23 protein-coding genes are annotated in these 24,129 nt (G+C 53.8%); 10 read left to right on the top strand and 13 right to left on the bottom strand.

The genetic code is table 11. The features are described from left to right. The first annotated feature begins 40 nt into the window (after positions 1 to 40). Positions 41 to 2,848 (top strand): valine--tRNA ligase, encoded by a 2,808-nt coding sequence (locus tag SIB68_RS09095; protein WP_413681828.1) that lies wholly within the window; start codon positions 41 to 43, stop codon positions 2,846 to 2,848. Between the two features lie 44 nt (positions 2,849 to 2,892). Here SIB68_RS09095 and SIB68_RS09100 read toward each other — a convergent pair whose 3' ends face one another. Then, on the bottom strand, positions 2,893 to 5,742 hold the full coding sequence (locus SIB68_RS09100) for a calcium-binding protein (protein WP_063399987.1): 2,850 nt from the start codon (positions 5,740 to 5,742) through the stop codon (positions 2,893 to 2,895). Between the two features lie 157 nt (positions 5,743 to 5,899). Here SIB68_RS09100 and SIB68_RS09105 point away from each other — a divergent pair, with 157 nt between their 5' ends. Genes SIB68_RS09105 through SIB68_RS09115 form a run of 3 tightly spaced genes read left to right on the top strand, consistent with a single transcriptional unit; the run spans position 5,900 to position 8,461 of the window. Then, entirely contained in the window at positions 5,900 to 6,877 is a 978-nt protein-coding gene (locus SIB68_RS09105) for an ATP-binding cassette domain-containing protein (protein WP_063399988.1), read from the top strand. After that, positions 6,874 to 7,671, top strand: a complete 798-nt coding sequence (locus SIB68_RS09110; protein WP_011827480.1) for an ABC transporter permease — start codon at positions 6,874 to 6,876, stop codon at positions 7,669 to 7,671. The genes SIB68_RS09105 and SIB68_RS09110 overlap by 4 nt, the downstream gene beginning before the upstream one ends. A 1-nt stretch (position 7,672) precedes the next feature. Next, complete coding sequence (locus SIB68_RS09115; protein WP_063399989.1) at positions 7,673 to 8,461, top strand: ABC transporter permease; 789 nt, start codon at positions 7,673 to 7,675, stop codon at positions 8,459 to 8,461. A 37-nt stretch (positions 8,462 to 8,498) separates the two neighbouring features. Here the strand turns inward: SIB68_RS09115 and SIB68_RS09120 are convergent, their stop codons facing one another. Then, a complete protein-coding gene (locus SIB68_RS09120) occupies positions 8,499 to 8,573 on the bottom strand; it encodes a hypothetical protein (RefSeq protein WP_196757101.1) in 75 nt (24 codons plus the stop codon). Between the two features lie 370 nt (positions 8,574 to 8,943). Here SIB68_RS09120 and SIB68_RS09125 point away from each other — a divergent pair, with 370 nt between their 5' ends. After that, a complete protein-coding gene (locus SIB68_RS09125; protein WP_063399991.1) occupies positions 8,944 to 9,561 on the top strand; it encodes a TVP38/TMEM64 family protein in 618 nt (205 codons plus the stop codon). Here SIB68_RS09125 and SIB68_RS09130 read toward each other — a convergent pair. Genes SIB68_RS09130 through SIB68_RS09140 form a run of 3 tightly spaced genes read right to left on the bottom strand, consistent with a single transcriptional unit; the run spans position 9,537 to position 12,290 of the window. Continuing rightward, positions 9,537 to 9,716: a hypothetical protein gene (locus SIB68_RS09130; RefSeq protein ID WP_011131549.1), complete on the bottom strand. Its 180-nt coding sequence runs from the start codon at positions 9,714 to 9,716 to the stop codon at positions 9,537 to 9,539. The two genes, SIB68_RS09125 and SIB68_RS09130, sit on opposite strands and share 25 nt — an antisense overlap. 39 nt (positions 9,717 to 9,755) lie before the next feature. Further along, on the bottom strand, positions 9,756 to 11,846 hold the full coding sequence (gene ligA / locus SIB68_RS09135) for an NAD-dependent DNA ligase LigA (protein WP_063399992.1): 2,091 nt from the start codon (positions 11,844 to 11,846) through the stop codon (positions 9,756 to 9,758). 24 nt (positions 11,847 to 11,870) lie between these two features. Beyond that, positions 11,871 to 12,290 carry a hypothetical protein gene (locus SIB68_RS09140; RefSeq protein WP_063396619.1) on the bottom strand — a complete coding sequence of 140 codons (420 nt, stop codon included), beginning with the start codon at positions 12,288 to 12,290 and terminating at the stop codon, positions 11,871 to 11,873. A gap of 121 nt (positions 12,291 to 12,411) precedes the next feature. Here SIB68_RS09140 and SIB68_RS09145 point away from each other — a divergent pair, with 121 nt between their 5' ends. Together SIB68_RS09145 and SIB68_RS09150 are read left to right on the top strand one after the other, a co-directional pair. Further along, positions 12,412 to 12,960, top strand: a complete 549-nt coding sequence (locus SIB68_RS09145; RefSeq protein WP_063399993.1) for a SprT family zinc-dependent metalloprotease — start codon at positions 12,412 to 12,414, stop codon at positions 12,958 to 12,960. A 105-nt stretch (positions 12,961 to 13,065) separates the two neighbouring features. Then, positions 13,066 to 13,587 carry a hypothetical protein gene (locus tag SIB68_RS09150; RefSeq protein WP_063399994.1) on the top strand — a complete coding sequence of 174 codons (522 nt, stop codon included), beginning with the start codon at positions 13,066 to 13,068 and terminating at the stop codon, positions 13,585 to 13,587. 15 nt (positions 13,588 to 13,602) lie between these two features. On the opposite strand, the gene SIB68_RS09155 is transcribed toward SIB68_RS09150, so the two are convergent. The 7 genes from SIB68_RS09155 to SIB68_RS09185 form a co-directional block, all read right to left on the bottom strand. Further along, a complete protein-coding gene (locus tag SIB68_RS09155) occupies positions 13,603 to 14,052 on the bottom strand; it encodes a hypothetical protein (protein ID WP_063399995.1) in 450 nt (149 codons plus the stop codon). An 87-nt stretch (positions 14,053 to 14,139) separates the two neighbouring features. Beyond that, positions 14,140 to 14,718 carry a chorismate lyase gene (locus SIB68_RS09160; protein ID WP_169190004.1) on the bottom strand — a complete coding sequence of 193 codons (579 nt, stop codon included), beginning with the start codon at positions 14,716 to 14,718 and terminating at the stop codon, positions 14,140 to 14,142. A gap of 17 nt (positions 14,719 to 14,735) precedes the next feature. Then, positions 14,736 to 15,419, bottom strand: a complete 684-nt coding sequence (locus SIB68_RS09165) for a hypothetical protein (RefSeq protein WP_063399996.1) — start codon at positions 15,417 to 15,419, stop codon at positions 14,736 to 14,738. Between the two features lie 25 nt (positions 15,420 to 15,444). After that, on the bottom strand, positions 15,445 to 17,406 hold the full coding sequence (gene mnmG / locus SIB68_RS09170; protein WP_063399997.1) for a tRNA uridine-5-carboxymethylaminomethyl(34) synthesis enzyme MnmG: 1,962 nt from the start codon (positions 17,404 to 17,406) through the stop codon (positions 15,445 to 15,447). Between the two features lie 51 nt (positions 17,407 to 17,457). After that, positions 17,458 to 18,876 (bottom strand): replicative DNA helicase, encoded by a 1,419-nt coding sequence (gene dnaB, locus SIB68_RS09175; RefSeq protein ID WP_011131540.1) that lies wholly within the window; start codon positions 18,874 to 18,876, stop codon positions 17,458 to 17,460. A gap of 62 nt (positions 18,877 to 18,938) precedes the next feature. Further along, positions 18,939 to 19,397, bottom strand: a complete 459-nt coding sequence (gene rplI, locus SIB68_RS09180) for a 50S ribosomal protein L9 (protein WP_011131539.1) — start codon at positions 19,395 to 19,397, stop codon at positions 18,939 to 18,941. Between the two features lie 43 nt (positions 19,398 to 19,440). Then, positions 19,441 to 20,373 carry an acyl-CoA desaturase gene (locus SIB68_RS09185; protein WP_063398644.1) on the bottom strand — a complete coding sequence of 311 codons (933 nt, stop codon included), beginning with the start codon at positions 20,371 to 20,373 and terminating at the stop codon, positions 19,441 to 19,443. A gap of 51 nt (positions 20,374 to 20,424) precedes the next feature. Here SIB68_RS09185 and SIB68_RS09190 point away from each other — a divergent pair, with 51 nt between their 5' ends. Next, a complete protein-coding gene (locus SIB68_RS09190) occupies positions 20,425 to 21,177 on the top strand; it encodes a hypothetical protein (RefSeq protein WP_063398645.1) in 753 nt (250 codons plus the stop codon). On the opposite strand, the gene SIB68_RS09195 is transcribed toward SIB68_RS09190, so the two are convergent. Then, the gene (locus SIB68_RS09195; protein WP_011131536.1) at positions 21,156 to 22,076 is read right to left on the bottom strand and encodes an acyl-CoA desaturase; all 921 of its coding nucleotides are present in this window, start codon (positions 22,074 to 22,076) and stop codon (positions 21,156 to 21,158) included. The genes SIB68_RS09190 and SIB68_RS09195 overlap by 22 nt on opposite strands. Positions 22,077 to 22,368: 292 nt before the next feature. Between SIB68_RS09195 and SIB68_RS09200 the strand changes: the two genes are divergently transcribed. Together SIB68_RS09200 and gcvH are read left to right on the top strand one after the other, a co-directional pair. Then, positions 22,369 to 23,670 carry an aminotransferase class I/II-fold pyridoxal phosphate-dependent enzyme gene (locus tag SIB68_RS09200; protein ID WP_063399998.1) on the top strand — a complete coding sequence of 434 codons (1,302 nt, stop codon included), beginning with the start codon at positions 22,369 to 22,371 and terminating at the stop codon, positions 23,668 to 23,670. A 20-nt stretch (positions 23,671 to 23,690) separates the two neighbouring features. Beyond that, positions 23,691 to 24,089 carry a glycine cleavage system protein GcvH gene (gene gcvH / locus SIB68_RS09205; RefSeq protein WP_063400049.1) on the top strand — a complete coding sequence of 133 codons (399 nt, stop codon included), beginning with the start codon at positions 23,691 to 23,693 and terminating at the stop codon, positions 24,087 to 24,089. The last annotated feature ends 40 nt before the right edge of the window (positions 24,090 to 24,129 follow it).

Below are 24,129 nucleotides of genomic sequence, written 5' to 3' on the forward strand. Positions count from 1 at the left end.
CGTCATGGATGCGCCGCGGTCTTTTGCGAGCATGGTTCGAATGCCGTCCACTTCCATCGTGACTGAGCTGAGCGCCGCAGACCCAGCCTTTGTTCAGGCGGCTGATGCCCTGGCTAAGACCTATGACCCAGCTGGTACGGAGAGTCGCTGGCAGTGCGCATGGGAGGAGAGTGGTGCTTTTCACCCTGACCCACAGGCTGCAGGCGAGCCTTTTTCGGTGGTGATCCCCCCCCCAAACGTGACCGGCAGTTTGCATATGGGGCATGCCTTCAATACGGCTCTGATCGACACAATCGTGCGTTTTCAGCGCTTGCAAGGAAAAAATGTGCTCTGTCTGCCTGGGACCGATCACGCATCGATTGCTGTGCAGACCATTCTTGAAAAGCAGCTAAAAGCTGAAGCGATCAGTCGTTATGACTTAGGCCGGGAGGCCTTTCTTGAACGTGCCTGGGCCTGGAAGGAGGAAAGCGGTGGGCGGATTGTTGATCAGCTTCGCCGCTTGGGTTACTCGGTTGACTGGCAGCGTCAGCGCTTCACTTTGGATGAAGGTCTTAGTGCGGCTGTTCGTGAAGCTTTTGTTCGCTTACATGAGCAGGGCTTGATCTATCGAGGTGAGTACCTCGTGAATTGGTGCCCGGCTTCCGGATCGGCAGTGAGCGATTTGGAGGTTGAGATGAAGGAAGTCGATGGTCATTTGTGGCACTTGCGCTATCCCCTCACGGGTGGCCCAGCTCCTGATGGCACTACTCATCTTGAAGTGGCCACAACTCGCCCTGAAACCATGCTTGGCGATGTGGCTGTTGCGGTGAATCCGGCCGACGAGCGTTATCGCCATTTGGTGGGTCAAACCCTCACATTGCCCCTGCTGGGGCGAGAGATTCCCGTGATTGCTGATGATCATGTGGATCAGGATTTTGGGACTGGTTGCGTCAAGGTGACACCCGCCCATGACCCCAACGATTTTGCGATTGGACGGCGGCACGACTTGCCTCAGATCACGGTGATGAGCAAAAACGGAAGCATGAATGGTCATGCCGGTCGTTTTGAGGGGCTGGATCGCTTTGAGGCCCGCAAGGCAGTGGTGGCGGCCTTGCAGGAGGAGGGCCTATTGGTGAAAGTGGAGCCCCATCGCCATAGCGTTCCTTATTCCGATCGGGGCAAGGTGCCGGTGGAGCCTTTGCTTTCCACTCAGTGGTTCGTGCGTATGGAACCTCTAGCGGCCCGTTGCCATGAGTGTCTGGATCATGGAGCACCCCGCTTCGTACCCAATCGTTGGCAAAAGGTCTATCGCGATTGGCTCACTGAGATTCGTGATTGGTGCATCAGCCGGCAGCTGTGGTGGGGCCATCGCATTCCTGCCTGGTTTGTTGTCAGTGAGACTGACGATCAGTTGACCGATGCCACTCCTTATCTGGTGGCTCGCTCGGAGGAGGAGGCATGGCAGCAGGCTCGTGATCAGTTTGGAGAGGCTGTGGTCATCCAGCAGGATGAAGATGTTCTTGATACCTGGTTTTCCAGTGGTCTTTGGCCCTTCTCCACCATGGGCTGGCCTGATCAAGAGAGTGCAGACCTTGAATGTTGGTATCCCACCAGCACTTTGGTCACAGGGTTCGACATCATCTTTTTCTGGGTGGCGAGGATGACGATGATGGCTGGTGCCTTCACCGGTCGCATGCCGTTCGCAGACGTCTATATCCATGGCTTGGTGCGGGATGAGCAGAATCGCAAGATGAGCAAAAGCGCCGGCAATGGTATTGATCCGTTGTTGCTCATCGAGCGTTATGGCACCGATGCTTTGCGCTTTGCTCTGGTGCGTGAAGTTGCCGGAGCTGGTCAAGACATCCGCTTGGATTACGACCGTAAGAGCGACACCTCCGCGACAGTGGAGGCGGCCCGGAACTTCGCTAATAAGCTCTGGAATGCCACTCGTTTTGCCCTGATGAATCTGGGTGGAGAGACGCCGGCGTCGCTTGGTGAGCCTGATTCCGCGAGCTTGCAGCTCGCGGATCGTTGGATTCTTTCTCGCCTAGCTCGCATGAATCGCGATGTTGCTGAGCGCTACGACAGTTATCGCCTTGGTGAGGCGGCTAAATGCCTTTATGAGTTCGCTTGGAACGATATTTGCGACTGGTATTTAGAGCTGAGTAAACGACGGCTACATCCGGGTGAAGATGCCAGTGGTGAAGTTCTGGCGGATCAGTGCACAGCTCGTCAGGTGTTGGCCAAGGTGCTTGCTGATCTATTGGTGATGCTTCACCCATTAATGCCTCATTTGAGCGAGGAACTTTGGCATGGGTTAACTGGTGCGCCCAAAGATACTTTTCTGGCTTTGCAAAGCTGGCCAGCAAGCAACCAATCATCTCTTGATGACGCTCTTGAGCTGTCGTTTACTGAGCTGATTGAGGCCATCCGGGTGGTGCGTAACTTGCGTGCAGTTGCTGGTCTGAAGCCAGCTCAAACAGTGCCGGTTCAATTCATTACAAGCCGCCCTGAGCTGGCGGCTTTGTTAGAGCAGGCGACTGCGGATATCACAGCTCTCACGCGTGCTGAGAGCGTGGTGGTGGCGACCAGTGTTGATCTGACGCAGCGCTGCTTAGCCGGTGTTAGTGGGGAGTTGCAAGTGCTGCTGCCCATCGATGGATTGGTGGATCTGGATGCTCTTAGGGGTCGCTTGGAGAAGGATTTAGCTAAGGCAGAGAAAGAGATTGCTGGTCTGGCGGGTCGCTTGGCCAATCCGAATTTCGCAATCAAAGCTCCGCCGAACGTCGTTGAGGAATGCCAATCCAACCTTGCTGAGGCTGAGGCTCAGGCTGAGCTGGCGCGTCAGCGGTTGTCCGATTTGGGGTGATGATGATGTCACTTTTATGGTCTGCTCTGGAGCAGTGCAGACCTTTAGTAGGCCAGTGCCACCTGGATGGTGACATCGTTGTAATCCCAATCGGGATTATTGCTGGACAGCATGTCTTCAACGGCGAAGAAGTTGTAACCCAAATTTTTGATGTGGCTTTGATTGTCTCTGGCGCTATTGGCCCCCCAAGTGAAGACATCTCCAAAGGGGTTGATCACAACAGGTGCGTAGTACCCGGCTTCAGCAGGGGATAGCGACCAGGAGAGTGTTTGCGTTGGTTGATCGCGCGTATAAATCAGCGAATCACTTGGATCGATGATGTTGTCTTTAATGGTTTGGTAGAAGGTGTTTCTTGCATCTGCGGTGATGTTGTTAATTTTGAAGCCAGTGCTTGGGTCTCCATCAAGTTTGATGAAACCAATCCGGTTGTTGTAGCCGCCCTCACTGTTGATGATTAGGGTTAGATGCTGGCCGTTGCTACTTATGGAAGACAGATCGAGGATTGAGTTGTAGATATCCGTTTGTAGACTTGCTATGGAAGCAGAGGCAGGGTCGGTAGCAGAGGTTGATGAGCTGATCTCGATGACAAGATCATCGTTGCCTTGACTACTTTTGTTGTCAGTTAGGTTAAGCAGGAAGTTGTCCTTGCTTTCCGTGATGGTTAATTGAGGTGCATTATTGACGGGGTTATTATTGCTGTACTGCTTGAAATTAAGGGTAGAACCTTCTGGTATAAATAATTCATGAGTACCTAGATTTGTCGAGCTTTTTGTGGCACCGATAGAGCCCAAGCTTGTGCCATTCTGGTTAACAATGTGCAAGCTGTTTTGCCAATTAGTATTGGCAGCAGTTACTTTGAACTGTAGCCAAAGGCCAGTGCCTGACCCTTCACTAACTTTGAAGGAATGATTGTCAATGAGCAAAAGCTGGTTGGGCTTTTCCTGTTCTTGTGAGCTCGAGGCTGGCTTGTTGTTTGCAGAAGTGATATTGTTGTTTGCAGAACTGATATTGATGTTTGCAGAAGTGATTGTGATTCCTAAGCTTTGCATCACATTGATGCTTCGGTAATCAACTGCCCTATCCCAAGCTGAGCTACCAGTGGAGTAGGTTGCAAGAATAATCACATCATAAATTCCATTGCTATCGTTATCGGACGGGTTGTCAAAATCTGGTGCACTATTAAATGCCAATGCACCAGTTGTTTCGTTGATTGAAAATAGCGAGCTATCATCACCTCCAGTAATCGACCAATAAGTTGTCCCTCCAGTTGTTGCATTGGTAAATGTATGAACTGCCGTTGTATTTTCCACCAAGGAAAAATCTACACTATTATCCCCTGCATTGCCTGTAGGACCTGCTATAAGAATAGGCAATTGTCTTAGGCTTTCATTAGGATCGGTGATCATATCTTCAGGCTCTGATGATGAGCTACTATTGGCAAAGGTGTGGTCGAAATCAAGGATTAGAAAGTTGGTGTTATTGATGCTGAAAAAGTCATTCGCTTGGTTGTTATAGAGGACTAGAAAGTCTTCATCGTTGCCCCAAGTTGTGCTTTCGCCGGTAGTAAATGAGCCGGAGAAATTATTGGCTTGGAAGTTTGTGCGTGCATTGCTCCAGTCATTAATAGACCAGGTACCTTGCACAAAATAATTAGCCCCAATTGTTAACCCGCTCAGTTGATCACCTGCGGTTAACTTGTTAAAGGATGTATTTGGGAGATAGAGTTGGTCGTCACTATGATGAAAGTCGTAAATCACATCAACGCCATTGCTAAATGTGATTACTTCGCCATTGATCAGCGTGGCACTGTTCTGTAAGACAGGAGCGTTACTCCAGATTTTTGAATCACTATCGTGTTGGAAGTAATGGTCTGTACGGCTTGATTTTACGCCCCCTGTTGTTGCAGCAAAAATGATGTCAGCGCCTTGCCCACCATCAAGGTAGTCATCACCCTGACCGCCATGCAGGAAATCATTACCGTCGCCACCGGTGATGAGATCATGGCCATTGCCCCCGTAGAGTTCATCTTTGCCTGCATTACTGGGAACTTCTTGACCTTGCTGGTTGCCATCTCCGCGGAGAACATCATTTTTCTTGCCAGAACTAATGTAGTCATTGCCCTCACCGCCAAACAGATAATTTGTGCTTCTATCGTTTGTATTTGTTGACGTCTGGCCATAAATAGCATCGGCACCTCCCCCCCCAAAGATGTAATCAATTCCACTTCCCCCAGATAGAGTATCGCTTCCTCCAAATCCATAAATGTAGTCTCCTGCAACGCCTTTGCCTTGATCACCACCGATGATGATGTCATCATTGCTGGTTCCATTAATCGTATCGGCCGTGTTGCCACCTGTATAAGGACTGCCTACATCTGAGATTTCAATGGTTGCAAATTCAGCACGATCAATGCCGATCTCATTCACTATCGTGCCATGGTCTTCTTCTATTTGTATGGCATTAAGAAGCTCTGCTGAAACACCATCTTTTTGGCCATTTGATAGCAGGATGGCAAAAAGATGGCCTTCATCACCAGCTGTATCATTTGCATTAAACTGAGCATCAAGGTGGTGACCAAGCTCTTCATTTAGAACGCTAATAACCTGTTCACTTGTTGCAAGTCTAAGCCAGTTCTGATTGAGATAAATTTTGCCAGTATTTTTGGAGTAGGCACCTTTGGCGCCGTAAATATGCTTTTCAGGTAAAACAGCTACCTCCGGCAATCTGCCGAAGTTGCCAAGACTCAATTGTTGGTTGAGAGTTTTTAAATCTTCTGATATGCCACCTAATCTGAGCGCATTTTTACTGGCGCTCAGGAAGTGCCCTTCCCGTGAGGCTTGCTGCAGAAAGGCCTTCCAGGCAAGTTGAACTTTCCCAATCACCTCCTTGCCCATTTCTGTTTTCGCAGCCTATTCAACGTGACAAAGGCCTAGGCCCATGCGGTAAGCGCCTTGCCTTGACCCATATCTATGGTGTATTGAAAAGTGTTCACACTCTTTCGCTTGCCAGTCTAGCTTGAATGGCTGATAAGGATGTTTTTCGAATCAGATTTTGATCACTGTTGAGTGGCTCAGCAAGACCTATCAGGTCGCAGATAAGACACCAGGTTTTGTTGGCACGTTCAACCATTTTTTTAGGCGTAAGACCCGAGACGTTCAAGCTGTTAGGGACGTGAGCTTCAGCATCCAGCCAGGGGAAATGGTGGGCTTCCTTGGCGCAAACGGTGCCGGTAAAACCACTACCTTAAAAATGCTTTGCGGCTTAATTCATCCCAGTGCAGGGAGGGTGCATGTCGCTGGCTATCTGCCTCAGCGACGTCAGGCTGCTTTTCTCAAGCAGATCACTTTGGTGATGGGTCAGAAGCAGCAGCTGATCTGGGACTTGCCGCCACTCGATTCGCTCTCCGTCAATGCTGCGGTCTATGGCATTGGAGAGAAGGAGGCCCGATACCGCATTAATGAGTTGGCGGAGATGTTGGAGATCGCAGAAGAGCTCACCCGCCCGGTGCGTAAGTTGTCCCTTGGACAGCGCATGAAGGCTGAGTTATTAGCGGCCCTATTGCATCGTCCCTCGGTGCTTTTTCTGGATGAACCGACCCTTGGCTTGGATGTGAATGCTCAGGCGAGGGTGCGTAGTTTTCTGGCGGAGTACAACCGTCAAACGGGCGCAACGGTTTTGCTGACAAGTCACTACATGGCCGACATCACTGCTTTGTGTTCGAGGGTGTTATTGATTCATCAAGGGGAGCTCATTCACGATGGTGGCCTTGATGCATTAGCCACGAGCCTGTCTCCCTTCCGTCAGGTTCGTCTTGAGCTCAATCGGTCAGTTTCCCCGGAAGACTTCGTCGGTTATGGCGAGTTGGAAGCACTGGATGATCGAGCCGTGCGTCTTCTGGTTTCACGCAGTGAGCTCACTGAGGTTGTGGCACGTCTGCTGGCCAATTTTGATGTTTTGGATCTTGAAGTTAATGATCCACCGATCGATGAATTGATCGGCAGCCTTTTTCGTAAGGGGAGGGTTGTATGAAGATCGCTGGCCTGTCTTGGCCGGTGGTGAGGGCCTTGTTGGCTTCTCAGCACGCCAACATGGTTCAGTATCGCGCTGAGATTGCCCTTTGGGCTCTGTCCGGTGTGCTGCCTTTCATCATGTTGAGCCTTTGGAGTGAAAGTGACGCTGGAGCGTCATTGGGCTTCAAGGGGGTGGGCTTGGCCCGTTATTACCTCAGCGTCTTCATGGTGCGTCAGTTTTCAGTGGTGTGGGTGGTTTTTGCCTTTGAGGAGGATGCCTTGCTCGGGCGTTTATCTCCCTTTTTGCTCCAGCCTTTGCATCCACTTTGGCGTTATGTGGCTGCTCATGTGGCTGAACGAGTCACTCGCTTTCCTTTTTCTATTGGGATCGCAGCTATTTTTTTCCTGCTTTATCCAACGTCTTTTTGGTTGCCGTCGCTTGGCCAGTTTTTGTTGGCTTGTCTGGCCATCTTGCTCGCTTTCAGTATCAATTTTCTGCTACAGAGTTTGATTGCCGCACTTTGCTTTTGGAGTGAGAAGGCTAGTGCTTTGGAGCGGTTGCTGCTGATTCCATATCTCTATTTTTCTGGTTGGTTGGTCCCTCTTGCTGCGTTCCCAGATGCGGCGCGAACGGTTTGTTTCTGGACGCCGTTTCCCTATCTGATTGATTTTCCGGCACGGGTGCTGGCGGGTTTGCCTGTTGATTTTGTAGCCGGCTTTGCGGCTCAGTTGTTTTGGGTAGCGTTATTGCTGCCTTTGGTGTTGATGGCTTGGCGCGCTGGGGTGCGTCGCTATACAGCGATGGGGGCTTGAGATGGGGCGCTACCTGCTCAGCCTGAAGCGTTTTTGGGGCACGGCATTGGCTGGGCAGTTGGAGTATCAGGTCAACATGCTGATCGATTTGGTGGCCATGGTCGGCAGTTTGGCTGGCAGCATCTTTGTGCTGTCTGTGTTCTTTGGGCAGGGGCGAGAACTGGGTGGTTGGAGTTGGGAAGCTGCCCTTGTGGTTCAGGGGATTTACACCTTTTTGGATGGCGTTTCAAGTACCTGGCTACGCCCCAACCTCGGTGCGATTGTCACCCATGTGCGTGAGGGCACTTTGGATTTTGTGCTGTTGAAGCCGATCGACAGCCAGTTTTGGGTATCGCTACGCATCATGGCGCCGGAGGGCCTTCCGGAAATGTGGTTGGGGTTGGTTTTGATCGTCTGGGCTGCATCCCGGGCAGGCGCATCTTTCAGCCTTGGCACAGTATTGGTAGCTGTTTTGATGCTTTGTGTAGGCGGTGTGATTCTCTATGCCCTGTGGTTTGTGATTGCTGCCACGAGCATCTGGTTCGTGAAGACCTGGAATGCCACTGAAGTGCTACGGGCCGTGCTGGCTTCCGGTCGGTTCCCAGTGAGTGCCTATCCGCCGACTCTGCGCTTGGTGTTCACTTTGGTGTTACCGGTTGCTTTTTTGACCACGGTTCCAGCAGAGGTCATCCTTGGTCGTGCGGCCATGCCGATGTTGGCTTTGGGATTGTTTTTGGCTGTGATTTTTTTTGTTGGAAGCCGGGCTTTTTGGCTGTTTGCTTTGCGCTATTACACATCAGCTTCGAGTTGATGTGTTTTGCCGGTGGGCATTGGTTTGAGGCTTGCATTTATTGATCGCTGCCGACCCCATGGTGTACTCGGAAAAGGTTGGTGGGGTTGCAACCCAGTTTGATGCTCAGAATCTGTTCGTAGTTTGGGCCCCAGAACGCCTGTTTTCAGTTTGGTGCGAAGACATGACCTTCGTTCACGTAGGTGCTGATGCCAGGTGTGGCTGTGCGAATTAGGGCCATGGCACGATTCACTTCCAGTTTTTGCTTGTAGTTTTGCCCTAGCAAGTGTGGCTCTGATTAGACGAGTGCCGAGGCGTCGTTGTAACTCCTTGATGGCTGCTGTTGTGTTTTTAGCTTTGGCTTGTCGCCAAAGCGCTGGTAGGCCGATGGCGGAAAGAGTGGCCAATCAGGCTTGCTGCAGAGTTTGCGCCGATGCATCGCCAACTCTGCATGAATCTTGAGTATGAGATGTATTGGTGTTGCATGCAGATCGCTTGTGTTGATGGATCCGGGGACTTGGTTGGAGTCTTGGCTGCCTTTCTTGCAGACACCTATTGGTGCAGTTCTATTTGTGCCTCTTTATGCACTTTGGGTCACATTGTTGCTGCCAGGTGTATGGGCCTCGATGCTTGCAGGTGCGCTCTTCGGGACTGGGTTAGGAAGTTTGCTGGTGTTTGTCGGCGCCTGCCTGGGTGCAGAGGCATCCTTTCTGCTTGGACGTTACTGGCTAAGGAATTGGGCTCGACGTCGCTTGGCAGTTGTGCCAAAACTGCAGGCTGTTGAGAAGGCCGTGAGTCGTGAGGGGCTCAAGTTGGTGCTCTTAACCCGCCTGTCTCCGGCGTTCCCTTTTAGTGTGCTCAACCTGGCATATGGCCTCAGTGAGGTGAGCCTGCGGGACTATTCGATCGGTTTGATCGGCATTCTTCCCGGCACTGTTTTGTTTTGTGGTTTTGGTGCACTGGCTGGAGATGTGGCGCGATTTGGCGATGTCCTCTCTGGCCAGGCTGACCCGGCCACCTGGACTCTCAGGATTGTTGGGGTGTTGGCCACGGTTGTGGCGGTATGGCTGGTAGGCCTTGCAGCCAAGCGAGCTCTTCAGGATTCCGAGCCATCCAGTTGATCTGGGTTGTCTAGCTGCCAGTCTTTGAGGGCGGCAAAGAACACGAACCAGCTCAGCCGGAGGCGTGCAAGCACCCCAGTGCGTTGAGCCAGATCTGCATATTTGGCACGTCCGCAGGCTGTTTTGATCCAGGTGTTGATGTTGGCTTGGCTCATGCTCTTATGCAGTGATTCAAAGCCTAGGGATGGAGAACTTCAGCTGGCCAAAAGTTTGAGCAGCTCCTCCTGGTTAAGGACCGTGACTTCAAGTTTCTCGGCCTTGTTCAGCTTGCTGCCCGCTTCAACTCCAGCCACCACATAATTGGTGTTTTTGCTGACAGAGCTATTGACTTTGCCACCGGCGGCTTCGATCAGGGCTTGGGCTTCGCTGCGGTTCAGGGTTGGCAGAGTGCCGGTTAATACAAAGGTTTGGCCCTCCAAGCTGACCGTTCTTTGGTTTTGATCTGTGTCGTGAGCGAGCTCGTCTTCATTGGCTTCCAGGGAGATGCCTAGCTGTTTCAACTTGGCCAGAAGCTGTTGATTGGCGGGGGTGGCAAACCATTGTTGTAGTGACTGCGCAATTTCGTTGCCGACTCCGAACACTGACGTGATTTGTTCGGGTGCCTTGCAGGCGGCGTTGGCCAGTGTGGCGGCGCTGGGGAACTTTTTAGCTAGGGCTTTAGCGTTGACTTCGCCGACATGGTGGATGCCTAGGCCGTAGAGCTGCTTATGCCAGGGCTTGCTTTTGGAGGCTTGCAGGGCGGTTATCAGGTTTGCTGTTGATTTACTGCCCATACGATCCATGCTTGCCAGAAGGCTTGCCTCGAGTGCATAGAGGTCAGCAATCGATTGCACTAGACCGCGGTTTACTAGCTGTTCGATCAGCTTGCTGCCGAGGCCATCTACATCCAGAGCTCCTTTACTGACCCAGTGACGTAGTGTTCCGCGCAGTATCGCTGGGCAGCTGCTGTTGACACAGCGTGTTGCTGCTTCGTCTTCTTCCCGCACTAGGTCTGATCGGCATTCCGGACAGATATGAGGCAGCTTGAGTGTCTGTGCTCCTGCAGGTCGTAGTTCTCTCAACACACCTATCACTTCCGGGATGATTTCGCCGGCCTTGCGCACCACGATGGTGTCGCCGCTATGGAGATCGAGCTCGCTGACCCGATTGGCGTTGTGCAGTGTGGCGCGGCTCACACTTGTACCTGCTAGTGGTATCGCTTCGAATTCAGCCACAGGGGTTACGGCGCCTGTGCGTCCCACCTGGCAGGTGAGTCTTAGCAATTTGCTTGGGGCTTCTTCAGCGGCGTATTTGAGTGCAATCGCCCAACGTGGGGCCTTTTGAGTAAAGCCTGCAGTTTCTTGTAGTTGTAAGTCGTTGATCTTTACGACTACTCCGTCGGTGGCGTATGGAAGTTGATGGCGATCCTCATCCCAGAGCTTGAAGAAGTGTTCTACCGCAGTTAAATCCGTAAGCAACGCGGTGTTTGGATTCACCTTGAAGCCGATGGCCTGGAGCCATTCCAATGCTGCCCATTGGTTCATGGGTCTGGCTGGATCATGAGCTTTCGCTTGCCAGTTGTCTGGTAGATGCAGGGTGTAGGCAAAGAAGTCCAGCTGACGTGAGGCCACCACCTTGGGATCTAGTTGACGCAACGTGCCGGCACAGGCATTGCGGGGGTTGGCAAAGGCTACGTCGCCCCGTTTTCCTCGGGCAGTGTTGATGTCTGCAAAGGTGCTATTCGGGATAAACGCTTCTCCTCGCACTTCCAGCCAGGCTGGAGGATGCACGAGTTGTAATCGCAGCGGAATGGAGGCAATGGTGCGGACGTTGGCTGTGATCTCCTCTCCATTAGCGCCATCACCGCGGGTGGCTGCGCGTATGAGTACGCCGTGTTCGTAGCTGAGGGCTAGCGCGTTGCCATCGATCTTCAGTTCGCCCACCATCGATAGATCAGGTTGAGGCGTTTTAGGGTTGGTTTGATGACCAAGCAGCTTGGCGAGTCGGACGTACCAGCCCGTTAGTTCGTCAACATTGAAAGCATTGTCGAGGCTGAGTAATGGGATGCGATGCTGAACACTTGCAAAGCCTTGAGCAGGGGCTCCACCAATCCTTTGGGTGGGGCTGTCTGGGGTGAGTAGCGATGAATCTTTAGCTTCTAGGTTCAGTAGCTCGCGATAGAGGCGGTCGTAGACGGCATCCTCCATCGTTGGTGTATCAAGTACGTAGTAAGAGTGGGCGGCCTGATTGAGTAGTTGGCGTAGTTCGGCTGCCCGCTCTGGGGGTGTTATCGACGTCGGGGTCACCGCAGCTGTCTTAAGAACGATCGGTTATGAATTGAGGGGCACAATGCGATCGACTCGCCATGAATCGTCAATCTTGCTGAATGTGAAATCCATTTTTAATTCATCTTTGCCATCAGATTTGAGTTTGATGGTGAGGATGACCTGACCTTCTTGGAGCCTAGGTCGACCGGATTTGAGGTTGCGATATCGGTTGAGTTTCAGACTGGCCAGGAAGCGGATGAATTGTTGTCTGTTGACGTGCTGCCGATAGGTTTTGGTGGTGAGTAGGTAGGCAGCATCAATCCGACCTGCCGCGACCTGAGTGAAGAACTGCTTGACCAAGGGGTTGATGCCCCTTGCACTGAAGACCAGCCTGACGGCCGTGATGGTCCAGTAGAGCAGTAGGGCTCCAGCGCCAGCTAGTAGGGCTTTGGTCCCAATGTCCCGTGCCAGGGCTAGATCCATCATCTTGATGCAATTGAAAAGAGAGTCTGACTGACCGACTTCAGAAATATGGCTCTTCAGCGATTGTGTGAAGTGGGCAGACTGTCAAAGCTTGATTTAAGGGCCTACCCCACGCGCATTAATGCCTCTGGTGCCTCTGCTGCCGCTGTTTCATCGCTTCAATAGGGAATATTTCAATGGCGCCCTAGCGATTGGATCTCAGCCTCTTCTGTCTGTGCGGTGGAGTGATGGTCGATTGCGCAAGACGGCAGGTTTTTATCGTCGTGGCTTAAGGGTTGACGGCCGCAACAGCTGCGAGATTGTTCTTTCTCGTCCGTTGCTGGAGCTTCTGCCTCAGACCGCTACTGAAAGCACTCTTTGCCACGAAATGATCCATGCCTGGATTGATCTTGTACTGCAGGTTAAGGAGAGTCATGGCCCCAACTTTCATGCCCGGATGGCCGCCATTAACGCTGCCCAGAACCAGTTTCAGGTGAGTGTGCGCCATCAGTTTCCCGTGCCTCAAACGCCGCCGCGGTGGTGGGCGGTTTGCCCTCGCTGTGGTCTTCGTTCTCCTTATCAGCGACGTGTTCATCGCGCTGCTTGTCGGCAATGTTGCGACCGTCACTATGGGGGTAGCTGGCATGCCAGCTGTGTGTTCGTCTATGAACCTGCGTCACCGGAGGCCTGAGTGGACATGTTTTTCTGGGTGCTTCAGGTCAGTGGGGTCTCGATTGCCCTAATCGGTTGGCAACGGGAGCAGTGGTTGCACCGGCGGCGCCGGTAACGTCGATGCATGGATACACGTCGTCAACGTCGCCAAAGGTCCAGGGATCCCTTGGATCGTCGTTTGGATCAGTGGCTTGAGACAGGTCGTCAGTTGGTTGATGGTGTGGCCGGCACCCGCCCTGGACAGCGTGGATCTGGTCGTACAGACCGTCGTTCCGCTGCGAGCTTGGGAACGGTTGGTCGCTGGGTGGGTGACAAGCTTGAATGGTTTTTGGAAGAGGACGAGGACGATGGTTGGCTGGAGCCTTGGCAGTCTGAGCCTCAGTCCACTGAAATGCGAGTGAAGCGACCACTGGAAGCGATCTCTCGCCGTGTTCCCCCTTTGATTCAACCTGCGTCTTCTCGCAGTGAGGTTGTGCCTCATGAGGATGATTGGCCCGATGAGTCCACCTTCCAGGTTGATCGTTGGCAGCGTCGCCCATCAGAGCGGCTTAATCCTGAGGCCGCTTCAAACAGAAGCGCATCAGAATCATTGAAGCGACCGCTGGAGCGGAGACCTTTGCCGCGTTCCAGTCGTCGGCGAGATTGAGCCTGCGCGATTCAATCAGGCTGCAGCGCTCAAAGATGCTTGATGTGGTTTGTGCGCTACGCGAAAATGGCAGCCTCGCCGTGCGAGTTGATCATTGACTTCACCTACCAGTTCTTCAGGTAGATCTTCAGCCATTTGCTCTGCTGTTGCATTGATGGAGGGCGATCCCTCTTCAAGGGCCTCAAGTAGTTCGGCCCATTGCTCCACCTGAAGTGTTCGGTTGATGGGTTGGTAGCCGCTTTTCTCAAGCAAGCCTTTGCAAATTTTGGCGTTCCAGAGAGCTGTGCGTGGAGGGGTTTGTGGACCGTGCTTATGGGCTGCACCAGTCTCAAGGGCTCCTGGAGTTGGTCGTCCATGTCGATCGCGCAAGCCTTGCAGTTGTAGAGCTCGGCCGCAATTGATTGCTGAGATGCCGTAGATCCGTCCCAGATCAGTAAGGCTCAGCCAGCTTGGGGAGGGTGCCATGGAGAGGGGAACCGCTTGAATAATCTTCCCGAAAGCACAAGAGTTGGCAAGTTGTCAAGTTAAAAATCGACAAATCGAGAGCTCTGGTCATGAACAGAGTTGAAGCTCTTGTCGTGGAGTGGGTCCGAGCCATTTCTCGAGCTCAGGGCTGAAAACTTCTCGGATCACTGTTAGTTCACGCTCTTGGCGAAAGAAGCGATAATGACGGCTCCAAAATGGCCCTGTTTGGCCGAATGCGGATTCGAGCCAATCGGCAGCGACAAGTCCCAGTCCATCGACTTCTCGAAACAGTTCGGAACGGCCTTTTGTGAGACTGTCCCAGATGGGTTGATTGCGATTGTGGAGATGCTTTTCGGCTTCATCGAAATTCCACCAGCTTTCTGCCCAGGCCAGGGTATGGGAGTCGCAGATCAACCACACCTGGCGCCTTAGTAAAGGTGGTTTGAGTTCGCGAACTTCCTGCGGGGCTGTTGCATCAGGATTGGGTTCCGGTTGCATGGCAATGAGGTTGACTTGCACTTCATGGCCTGTGAGCAGTCTCAGGTGGCGGGTTGGGCTGCCATCTCCAAGCAGCATCAATCGCCAGGGTCCGGGAAGTTGCCAGGGGCCTTCACCAGAGAGCACTGCCTTGCTAGGGGCGTCCCAGACCCGTGCTGGTGAGATCAGTCCTGAGGGTGTCTGGTTCAGAAGGCGCCTCCAATGTTGAGCTGACGTTGCTGACCTTGATTTTTGATGACGGCACCATTGGCGTTGACAGAGTCCAAGCGCCAGTTACTGCTACCGATGTTCTCTCCGGGTTTTGCGGAGGCGGAGGTTTGCTTCAGCTGAAAGATTGCTGAGCTGCTGCCTTTAGGGCCATGTACGACACCTACAAGTACGGGGACTTCGCTTGCATTGTCCTGCAAGTGACTTGAGTGGCTGGAGAACGTTTCTTCGCGGATGGGAACGATGACAGGCTCCAAGCTTTGGACCCAATCAGGATCAAGCGGGGTTTGGGGAAGGACTGCCAGCTCAGCGTTTGTGTTTTGGGTGCTAATGCTTGAGCTGTTGCTGGGTTCTTCGCTGGTCGTTCGAGATGCGGCGGGTAACTTTCTGAGCCGCTCCATGACTAGCAAATTTCGTTCTCGGTCAAGCTGGGCTTGGGAGGCCTGCCAATTGTGAGCTAGCCAGACACTGCTGATTAGCCCCGCAGTGGCAAGACCAGTAAGAGTAAGAGTTTGCCACTGAGGTGGCTTCGCCTTGAGTGATTCGTGGACATGCACCCTGGCAGAGGTCAGATGATTGTCTTGCTCGTGGAAGACGCGGTCCATCACCTGTTCAGCTCGTAGGTTCCAGTAGGCCCGCGAGGTGGTGAGCTGAGAGGGCACCGTTCGTTTTCAATGACATCCAACGTTATCGATCGTGACCAGAGGCGGCGAGGGTTCGACGCTTCTGCAGTTCCAGCCAGACCAACAGGGCGGTGAGATCTGCCTTGCTAACACCGGGAATCTGGCTGGCCTGAGCGAAATTGAGTGGCCCTACAGCGGTTAGTTTTTCGCGGGCTTCCTTAGAGAGGGTGCTGATGTTGGCGTAGTCGAGATTTGCAGGTAGGCGTCTTTGGCTCTGCCGCTTCAATTGATCAATTTGTTGTTGCTGCCGTTGTAGGTAACCGCTGTACTTGATATCAATTTCTGCTCCTTCTCTTACGCCTAGGGCAAGCTCTGGATCGACTAGGCCATGCTCGATCAGATCAGCACTACGCACGCCAGGACGTCGGAGCAGATCGGCCAGAGTTATGGAGCCTTTGATTGTTGCGCCTGTTTTGGCCTCGAGGGCCGGTGCGACTGGATCGCTAGCTTTGAGTCGCTGCTTTTCGAGTCGTTGTTTTTCATCCTCTAGAGCGGTTTGTTTGCGTTGAAACAGCTGCCAACGGCGTGCATCAATCAGGCCTAGCTGATAGCCCAGAGGCGTGAGGCGTCGGTCTGCGTTGTCGCCCCGCAAAATCAGGCGGTATTCGCTTCGACTGGTGAGCACCCGGTACGGCTCGTGTAGATCCTTGCTGACAAGATCGTCGATCATTGTGCCGATATAGCTGCCCTCGCGCGGAAATTGCACTTGCTCTTGGCCTTGGACGAGACGGGCTGCATTGAGACCGGCAACCAGCCCTTGGGCGGCGGCTTCTTCATAGCCGGTTGTGCCATTCAGTTGCCCAGCAGTGAAAAGCCCTTTGACGCGTTTGGTTTGCAATGAAGGACTGAGCTGTGTGGCGGGAAGGTAGTCGTAATCGACTGCATAGGCAGGCCGCAGCATGACGCATTGTTCAAGCCCTGGCAGGGTGCGTAGCAAGTCGAGTTGCAACCGCTCAGGTAGTCCGGTGGAGAATCCCTGCACATAAATTTCTGGCGTGTCGCGACCTTCCGGTTCGAGAAAAATCTGGTGAGAGTCTTTGTCAGCAAAACGGACGATCTTGTCTTCGATTGATGGGCAGTAACGCGGCCCTTTGCTGTCGAGAAAGCCTCCATAGATAGGCGTTAGTGCGAGGTTCTCTTTGATCAGTTGATGGGTTGATGCGGTGGTGCGGGTGATGTAGCAGCTCATCTGTTCACCGCTGACCCAGGCCGTTGGGTCGAAGGAGAAGAAGCGATCAGCGGCATCGCTGGGTTGCTCTTCCAGTTGATCGAGAGCAATGCTGCGTCGATCGACTCTGGCCGGAGTGCCTGTCTTGAGGCGATTGGTTTGGAAGCCAAGTGACTCGAGGGCTTCGGTGAGCCCTTCTGCGGCTTGCTCGCCGGCACGACCTGCCGGCATGGATTGATTGCCAACCCAGATCTGACCACCAAGAAACGTGCCGGTGGTTAGCACGACGGCTTGGGCCCGATAAATACTGCCGAAATAGGTCCGTACGCCTGTGATTTGTGCTGCATGTCCTTGAGCTGGCTCCCAGTGCTCCCCGCCACCAGATGGATCTCCTTTGACTTCGAGGCCAGTCACCATCGCTTCTCTTAGCGAGAGGTTGGCTGTTTGTTGAAGCAACTGCAGCATTTGGCGTGAATAGAGGCGTTTGTCGGTCTGGGCGCGTAAGGCCCAGACCGCAGGGCCGCGGCTTGCATTCAGCACACGTTTTTGCAGCGCCGTCGCATCGGCAAGGCGTCCGATGACCCCCCCAAGGGCATCGACTTCATGCACGAGTTGACTCTTGGCTGGCCCTCCCACTGCGGGATTACACGGTTGCCAGGCAATCCGATCGAGGTTGAGGGTGAATAAAGCTGTACTTAGGCCTAAGCGCGCTGCCGTAATCGCGGCTTCACAACCGGCGTGCCCACCGCCGACGATGATGACGTCGAAGTGTTCGGTTGGGGGAGCACTGAAGGGCATGGGGCCCGTGACGTTCTAGAGAACAGTAGAAATCATCAATGTATTGCTGCTTTAGGCCGCCAGGTTGCGGAACCGTGTGAATTGGGGCTCGAACAGTAGTTTTACTGTGCCGACAGGGCCGTTGCGGTGCTTGGTCACGATGACTTCGGTGATGCCGCGGTCGGGGGTCTCTGGGTTGTAGTACTCGTCGCGGTAGATCATCAGCACCAGGTCAGCGTCCTGTTCGATTGAGCCTGACTCGCGCAGGTCGCTGAGCATTGGGCGTTTGTTGGTGCGGGATTCCACCCCACGGCTGAGCTGTGATAAGGCAATCACAGGTACGTTCAGTTCCCTGGCCATGCCCTTAAGGCCGCGGGTAATCCGGGAGAGTTCCTGAACACGGTTATCAGGCGTGGAGCCCTCCATCAGTTGTAGGTAGTCGATCACGATGAGTCCGAGCTCTTTGCCTTGTTCGGCCATGAGCCGCCTGGAGAGAGAACGCATCTCCAGGACGCCTGAATTGGGTTTGTCATCGATGTAGATCGGTAGCTGGCCAAGGGTGTTGATGCCCTGGCCCAGAAGAGGCCACTCTTCCTGCCGTAAACGGCCTGTTCTCAGTCGACTGCTCTCAATGCCAACTTCCATTGAAAGGAGGCGATAGGTGAGTTGTTCCTTGCTCATCTCCAGGCTGAACAAGCACACAGGCAGGTTGTGGAGTTGAGCAACGTTTTTGGTCAGATTGAGCACCATGGAGGTTTTGCCCATGGCTGGGCGGCCAGCCACAATGATCAGATCACTGCGCTGCAGACCCTGGGTCATGGCATCGAGGTCGTAGAAGTTCACAGGGATGCCTGCGACGGACGTGCCTAGTGAGCGGCTTTCGATCTCGTTGAAGGTGCTGGTAAGGATTTCTGCTGTGGGGGTGAGACCTTTGGATGGCTTTTCCTGGCTGATCGCAAAAATTGTTTGTTCTGCTTTGTCGAGAACCTGTTCCATCGGTAGGCCCTGGTCAAAGCCGAGTTGAATCACTTCGTTGCCTGAGCGAATCAACTGTCGCCGTAGGAATTTGTCCATCACCAAACGGGCCACTTGCTCGATTGATGCAGTGGAGGCGACGCGCTCTACAAGTTCGATCAGACGGTTGCTGCCACCTACCTTCTCCAGGGACCCTGTGTCGGCCAACCAGGCGCTCATTGCTGTGAGATCGGTGGGTTTGCCCTGGCTGTGAAGCATCAGGGCTGTGCGGAAGATCTCTCGATGGGCGTTGAGATAAAAAGCCTCAGGTTGGAGCACATCGACCACTCTGCCGATGGCATCAGGATCAAGAAGGATGCCTCCTAGAACAGCTTCCTCTGCCTCCAGATTTTGAGGAGGCACGGAGTCTGGCAGGGCTTCAAAGCTCGGTTCTCGAGATGTAGAAGAGGCTTTCCTGAAGGGACGGGACCCCTCTGCGGCGGTATCGCCGTTGTTTGGCAGGGGGGCGCTCACCATGGATGAGGAGCTGACGTTATAAGGAGACCCACTTTGGCTTGTTTTTCAAGCCTTGCCAGCAATCAGTAGCTGACGACTTCGAGGTTGATTTCGGCGTTGACTTCGTTGTGCAGTTTCACTTGCACCTTGTAGCTGCCGGTCCGGTGAATTTCCGGAACGATGATATTGCGGCGGTCGATCTCCTTCTTTGTGGCTGTTTCGATTGCTTCAGCGACATCACCATTGGTGACTGTGCCGAACAAGACATCGTCTTCGCCGGTTTGCTTTTTAACGGTGAAACGCCCGATTGTGACCAGAGCGGTTTGGAAGTCCAGGGCTTCCTGCTTGATTGCCGCCTGATGTTCGGCCTGCTTGGCACGTCGGTGACCGACCTGTTTCATCACGGCTGGGGTCACAGGGACAGCCTTGCCGAAGGGAAGCAGGAAGTTGCGGGCATAACCAGGAGCAACCTCAACTAGGTCGCCGTCCTTGCCGAGGCTGAGGACGTCTTCGTTCAGGACGACTTGTACGCGCTTGGCCATGGCGATAAGAAGACGGACGACGACTGTTGAGCGATCGACAACCTTACGATGTGATCGGTAGCCGGATCTTGCGAGCCAAGCCTAGGGCTCGCATGAGGCGGATGTGCTGCCAGGTGAGGTCGATCTGACCGCGCTGGAGTCCATGAATGGCGGAGTGCGGGAAGGCGTGGTGGTTGTTGTGCCAACCTTCGCCAAAAGTAAGAGCTGCTACCCAAGGGTTGTTGCGGGAGTTGTCACCGCTGTCGAAGGCCACAGTCCCCCAGCAGTGACTGGCGGAATTGACCAGCCAGGTGATGTGATACACGATCGTTAGGCGCAAGGGGATACCCCACAGCACGAGGGCCCACCCACCGGCTCCACTGACGCTGCCGATCCAGAAGAGCAAACCGGCTAGCGGGAGCTGCAACAGTAGAAAGTACTTGTTAAGCCAGCGGTAATAGGGATCCGCTGCCAGGTCAACAGTGAGGCGTGGCACGACCCGCATGGCTGGAATGGGTTCAAACATCCAGCCCATGTGGCTCCACCAGAAGCCCTTATGACTGTTGTGGTGGTCGGGGTCAGTATCGGAAAACTTGTGATGGTGGCGATGGAGTCCTACCCAGTCGATTGGACCGTGTTGGCAGCTCAAGGTTCCGCAGGTGGCAAAGAAGCGCTCCAGCCAGTGGGGTACTCGGAACGACCGGTGTGAGAGCAGACGGTGGTAGCCGATCGTCACGCCGAGGCAGGCCGTGACCCAGTAGAGGACGAGAAGGGTTGTGATCGCTTGCCAGCTCCAGAAACGGGGCAACAGGGCCAGGATGGATAGGGCATGAATGGCGATCATGAATCCGATCGTTCCCCAGCGTCTTGATTCTTTAGGTGGGCAAATGGCCTGGCTTGTGTAGGAGCGCTGAAGTTTTGTAGAAAGGCTTGAGGCCTTATGCGAAGCTGCAGGCCTGCTTATCGTTGAAGGCGTAGGTATCACTCTGGAGGCCATGAGCGATCTATCGAATGTGCATAAACTATACACGATACGGATCCTTATCCAGTGACTAAGCCTGATGTTGAATCTGATTCGGCGACCAGGGGCTATCGCGAGCGCTTGGATGATGGGCGGCGGGCCATGGCTCATCTCATTCATGTTTGGCATGAGCGCAATGGTTGGTCACATAAGGTCTTGCCGGCTCTGGCTGAATGCCTTGATCTCGGCCGGGTGCACAATTCGCAGATCTCTAATCTGCGCAACGGCAAACTCGCTTCACCAGGCCCCGAAGTGTTTCTGGCATTGGGTCAAGCCAACGCCATTCTTCATGCCGGTCTAGAGCCGATTCGTGATCGCTTGGTTGAGGGGCATCCCGACTTACTCAAGGTGCTTTCGGAAAGTTCTCTTCCTCTGGAAGGAGCAGATGGTGAGCCACTCGGCGCTGGCGCTCTGTTTGAGATTTTTGTGGGTCTTGCTGCCTTACCTGCTGGCTTTGATTGGCGAATTGAAGAAGATGAGGCCGCAGCTCTTAGTGCTGCTTTGGCTGATTGTCTATGCAATGGAAAATCGTGGCGTCAATGCCGGGACAAGGTGATGGAGGCTTATCCAGTCACTAAGGCGCAGCGCAGAGAACGTTTTGCGGAGGTGATGGCTGGTTTGAGGGATTACAACTCTGAGGAGCTCGATGGTGAATTGCTTGATCTGCACGCAACTCAGGTGGCCTTGGGTGGAGTGAACAGACAGGGAGCAGAGGGGTTTTTGGATGATCTCAGGGCCCGCTCAGAGTTGTTGGTTGCTCAGGAAGCCCCGGAAACATAGCGGGCTTGCTGGACTCGACGAGCCAGGCCAAGACGACGCAATGCCTTCACGTGTTGCCAGGTGATGTCGAATTCAAACCATCGCAGGCCATGACGGGCGCTGGAGGGATAGGCATGGTGATTGTTGTGCCAACCCTCGCCGAAGGACAGCACCGCCACCCACCAGCAGTTGCGAGAGAGGTCTGGGCTGTCGAAGTTGCGGTAGCCAAATGCATGGGTCGCCGAGTTCACAAACCAGGTCACGTGGTACACAACCACCAGTCGCAGGGGGATGGCCCAGAGCACCAGGCCAAGTCCTCCACCGTGCACCTGGGCGACTTCTCCGTACCAGTAGAGCCCAAGACCGAGAGGGATCTGTAGCAGCAGGAACCAGCGATCAAGCCATCGGAAGAAAGGGTCGGCTAGCAGATCTCCTGCAAAGCGGTCCATGTGATCCAGCGCTGGAATCTCATGCAGCATCCATTCACTGTGGGCCCACCAGAGGCCACGGCCGGCGTCGTGGTGGTCATTGGTTTGGTCGGAGTAGCGGTGATGGTGGCGATGCAGAGCCACCCATTCGATGGGGCCACTCTGGCAGGCAAGCGTGGCCATGATCACCAGAATCCTCTCCAGCCAAACGGGTACGACAAAGCTGCGATGAGCGACCAGTCGATGTAATCCCAAGGTCACCCCGAGCACCGTGGTCCAATAAAGAACGGCAAAAGCGACCAACCCTTGCCAGCTCCAAAAGCGTGGTAGCAGTGCGAAGGTTGCTGCTACATGCATGGCCAGCATGAAACTGGTGGTGCCCCATTTGAATCGACGTTGTTTTGCTGGTAGTGGCTCACGATGAGCCTTTACAGCAGCCCACAAACGTTGCTGACGGTTTGTGGCTGAAGAGACCGGAAGAGGGGAAACCAAGAGGTACTCCTTTGGATGGGTCGGCCGCTTGGCTTGTAAGGCGAGTGGAGCGGAAAGGGCCGAGACATGTTCAAATCTAAAGGAACTATGGAACCGTTTCCAGGGGCCATAGCTCAGCTGTGCATCTTCTTGATGCGTGCTGAGCTATGGCAGTTTTGCCAATGATTTGCGCTGACTTGGTTCGGTGAACTGTGATTTTGGCAATGTTCTGCTCTTGTTCTTCACTTTCGATTTCGTTTGACGTTCAACGAGGATTCAGCATGGGGATGATTGCTTCTGACCCCGGGTTGTTTTGAAGACATTCCCTGCAGCTGGCTTTGATGAACTGCTGGTGCAGGCGTGGGCCAGGCGGCACGTTGGCTTTGTCTCTAAGCGCCTTGAGGGGATCGCATGCGAGCGGACGGCTGCCGTAGCGGTTCGCCTTGCGAAGGTGTTGGAGGCTTTCAGCAGCGAACGAGTCGCCACGCAACACTTTGCTTCCATCACCGGTTATGGCCATGGAGATCAGGCTCGGGAGGTGGTTGATCGTGTATTTGCAAGGGTGCTTGGTGCTGAAAAAGCAGCTGTTCGACTCCAGTTTGTGAGTGGTACCCATGCAATTGCGACTGCGTTGTTTGGCGTTCTTCGGCCTGGTGACCGACTCGTGTCAGTGACCGGAGAGCCTTACGACACCCTTGAAGAAGTGATTGGTCTGCGTGGATCCGGCCAGGGGTCTTTAACCGAATTAGGGATCTCTTATGACCAGCTGCCCCTCACGGCCGAGGGATGTGTGGATGTTTCAGCCTTGGAACGCGCCTTGGAGGTGCCAACAAGGATGGTGTTGATACAGCGCAGCTGTGGCTACAGCTCGCGGTCATCTCTTTCGATCAAAGCCATTGGCGAGTTGTGTCATCGCATCCATAACTCTCAGCCTGGATGTGTCTGTTTTGTCGACAATTGCTATGGCGAGCTTGTTGAGGATTTGGAGCCCCCAGCAGTTGGTGCTGATCTGATTGCGGGCTCTTTGATCAAAAATCTCGGTGGCACGATTGCTCCAACTGGTGGATATGTCGCCGGTCGGGCTGATTTGGTGGAGCAGGCTTGCTGTCGGCTCACTGCTCCAGGAATTGGTAGTCAGGGGGGCACTGGCTTTGATCTTTATCGGTTGGTGTTGCAGGGGCTGTTCTTGGCTCCACAAATGGTGGCAGAGGCATTGATCGGAGCTGATTTGGTCGCGGGTGTGTTCGACACTTTGGGCTTTGCAGTGAAGCCCTCGATGGGAGCCTTTCGTAGCGATTTAATTCAGGCGGTGCAGCTTGGAGACCCTGAGGTTTTGAAAGTTGTTTGCAGGGCCTTTCAGGCATGTTCACCTATTGGGGCCTATCTCGATCCTGTGCCGGCAGCGATGCCTGGGTATGCAAGCGATTTGGTGATGGCGGGCGGAACATTTATTGACGGCAGCACCAGTGAGTTTTCTGCAGATGCTCCCTTGCGCCCCCCTTACAACCTCTATGTGCAGGGAGGTACCCATCGCACTCATGTGGAATTGGCACTGATCCGAGCTTTGGTGGCTTTGGTTCGCGCCGGTTTGCTGGATGTACCCCAGACTGGGTGAGCTTTGCCTCGCCAGGCTCGATGGCTTTCCAATACCCCGACCACTTTCGGTTTGCCGATACCCATGAATACGCCAGTTTGGATGGTGAATTGGTGCGGATAGGCATCAGTGCCTTTGCTGTTGATCAGTTGGGTGACATTGTGTTTGTGGATTTGCCGGAGGTGGGCGATCGGCTGAATCGCGGCACCACTTTCGGGTCCGTTGAGTCGGTGAAAGCTGTCGAGGATTTGCATGCTCCGATCAGCGGTGAGCTGGTGCGGATTAATGAGTCGGTGCTTTCCAGCCCGGATGAACTTCAAAATGATCCTCATGGTGAGGGGTGGTTGCTCGTGGTTCGCCCGGCGGACCCAGCTCAATTGCAGGATCTGATGGACGCAGCCACCTATGCCAACAAGGTGGCTATCGAATCAAGCAACTAAGCACCTGATGAAGTGCGATGGTTCTGGGCCAAATTTTCTA

It is taken from the genome of Prochlorococcus sp. MIT 1323 (assembly GCF_047304905.1).
Classification (GTDB): Bacteria; Cyanobacteriota; Cyanobacteriia; order PCC-6307; family Cyanobiaceae; genus Prochlorococcus; species Prochlorococcus marinus_D.

Excerpts from the sequence above, each read along its gene's own strand:
- mnmG (WP_063399997.1), bottom strand. The coding sequence starts at position 17,406 with ATGCCCTTCAGTGCTCCCCCAACCGAACACTTCGACGTCATCATCGTC.
- SIB68_RS09155 (WP_063399995.1), bottom strand. The coding sequence starts at position 14,052 with ATGGCACCCTCCCCAAGCTGGCTGAGCCTTACTGATCTGGGACGGATC.
- SIB68_RS09125 (WP_063399991.1), top strand. The coding sequence starts at position 8,944 with ATGGATCCGGGGACTTGGTTGGAGTCTTGGCTGCCTTTCTTGCAGACA.
- SIB68_RS09110 (WP_011827480.1), top strand. The coding sequence starts at position 6,874 with ATGAAGATCGCTGGCCTGTCTTGGCCGGTGGTGAGGGCCTTGTTGGCT.
- gcvH (WP_063400049.1), top strand. The coding sequence starts at position 23,691 with ATGGCTTTCCAATACCCCGACCACTTTCGGTTTGCCGATACCCATGAA.
- SIB68_RS09185 (WP_063398644.1), bottom strand. The coding sequence starts at position 20,373 with ATGGCCTCCAGAGTGATACCTACGCCTTCAACGATAAGCAGGCCTGCA.
- SIB68_RS09150 (WP_063399994.1), top strand. The coding sequence starts at position 13,066 with ATGGATACACGTCGTCAACGTCGCCAAAGGTCCAGGGATCCCTTGGAT.
- rplI (WP_011131539.1), bottom strand. The coding sequence starts at position 19,397 with ATGGCCAAGCGCGTACAAGTCGTCCTGAACGAAGACGTCCTCAGCCTC.
- SIB68_RS09095 (WP_413681828.1), top strand. The coding sequence starts at position 41 with ATGCCGTCCACTTCCATCGTGACTGAGCTGAGCGCCGCAGACCCAGCC.
- SIB68_RS09100 (WP_063399987.1), bottom strand. The coding sequence starts at position 5,742 with ATGGGCAAGGAGGTGATTGGGAAAGTTCAACTTGCCTGGAAGGCCTTT.
- SIB68_RS09140 (WP_063396619.1), bottom strand. The coding sequence starts at position 12,290 with ATGGATCTAGCCCTGGCACGGGACATTGGGACCAAAGCCCTACTAGCT.
- dnaB (WP_011131540.1), bottom strand. The coding sequence starts at position 18,876 with ATGGTGAGCGCCCCCCTGCCAAACAACGGCGATACCGCCGCAGAGGGG.
- SIB68_RS09115 (WP_063399989.1), top strand. The coding sequence starts at position 7,673 with ATGGGGCGCTACCTGCTCAGCCTGAAGCGTTTTTGGGGCACGGCATTG.
- SIB68_RS09145 (WP_063399993.1), top strand. The coding sequence starts at position 12,412 with ATGCCTCTGGTGCCTCTGCTGCCGCTGTTTCATCGCTTCAATAGGGAA.
- SIB68_RS09130 (WP_011131549.1), bottom strand. The coding sequence starts at position 9,716 with ATGAGCCAAGCCAACATCAACACCTGGATCAAAACAGCCTGCGGACGT.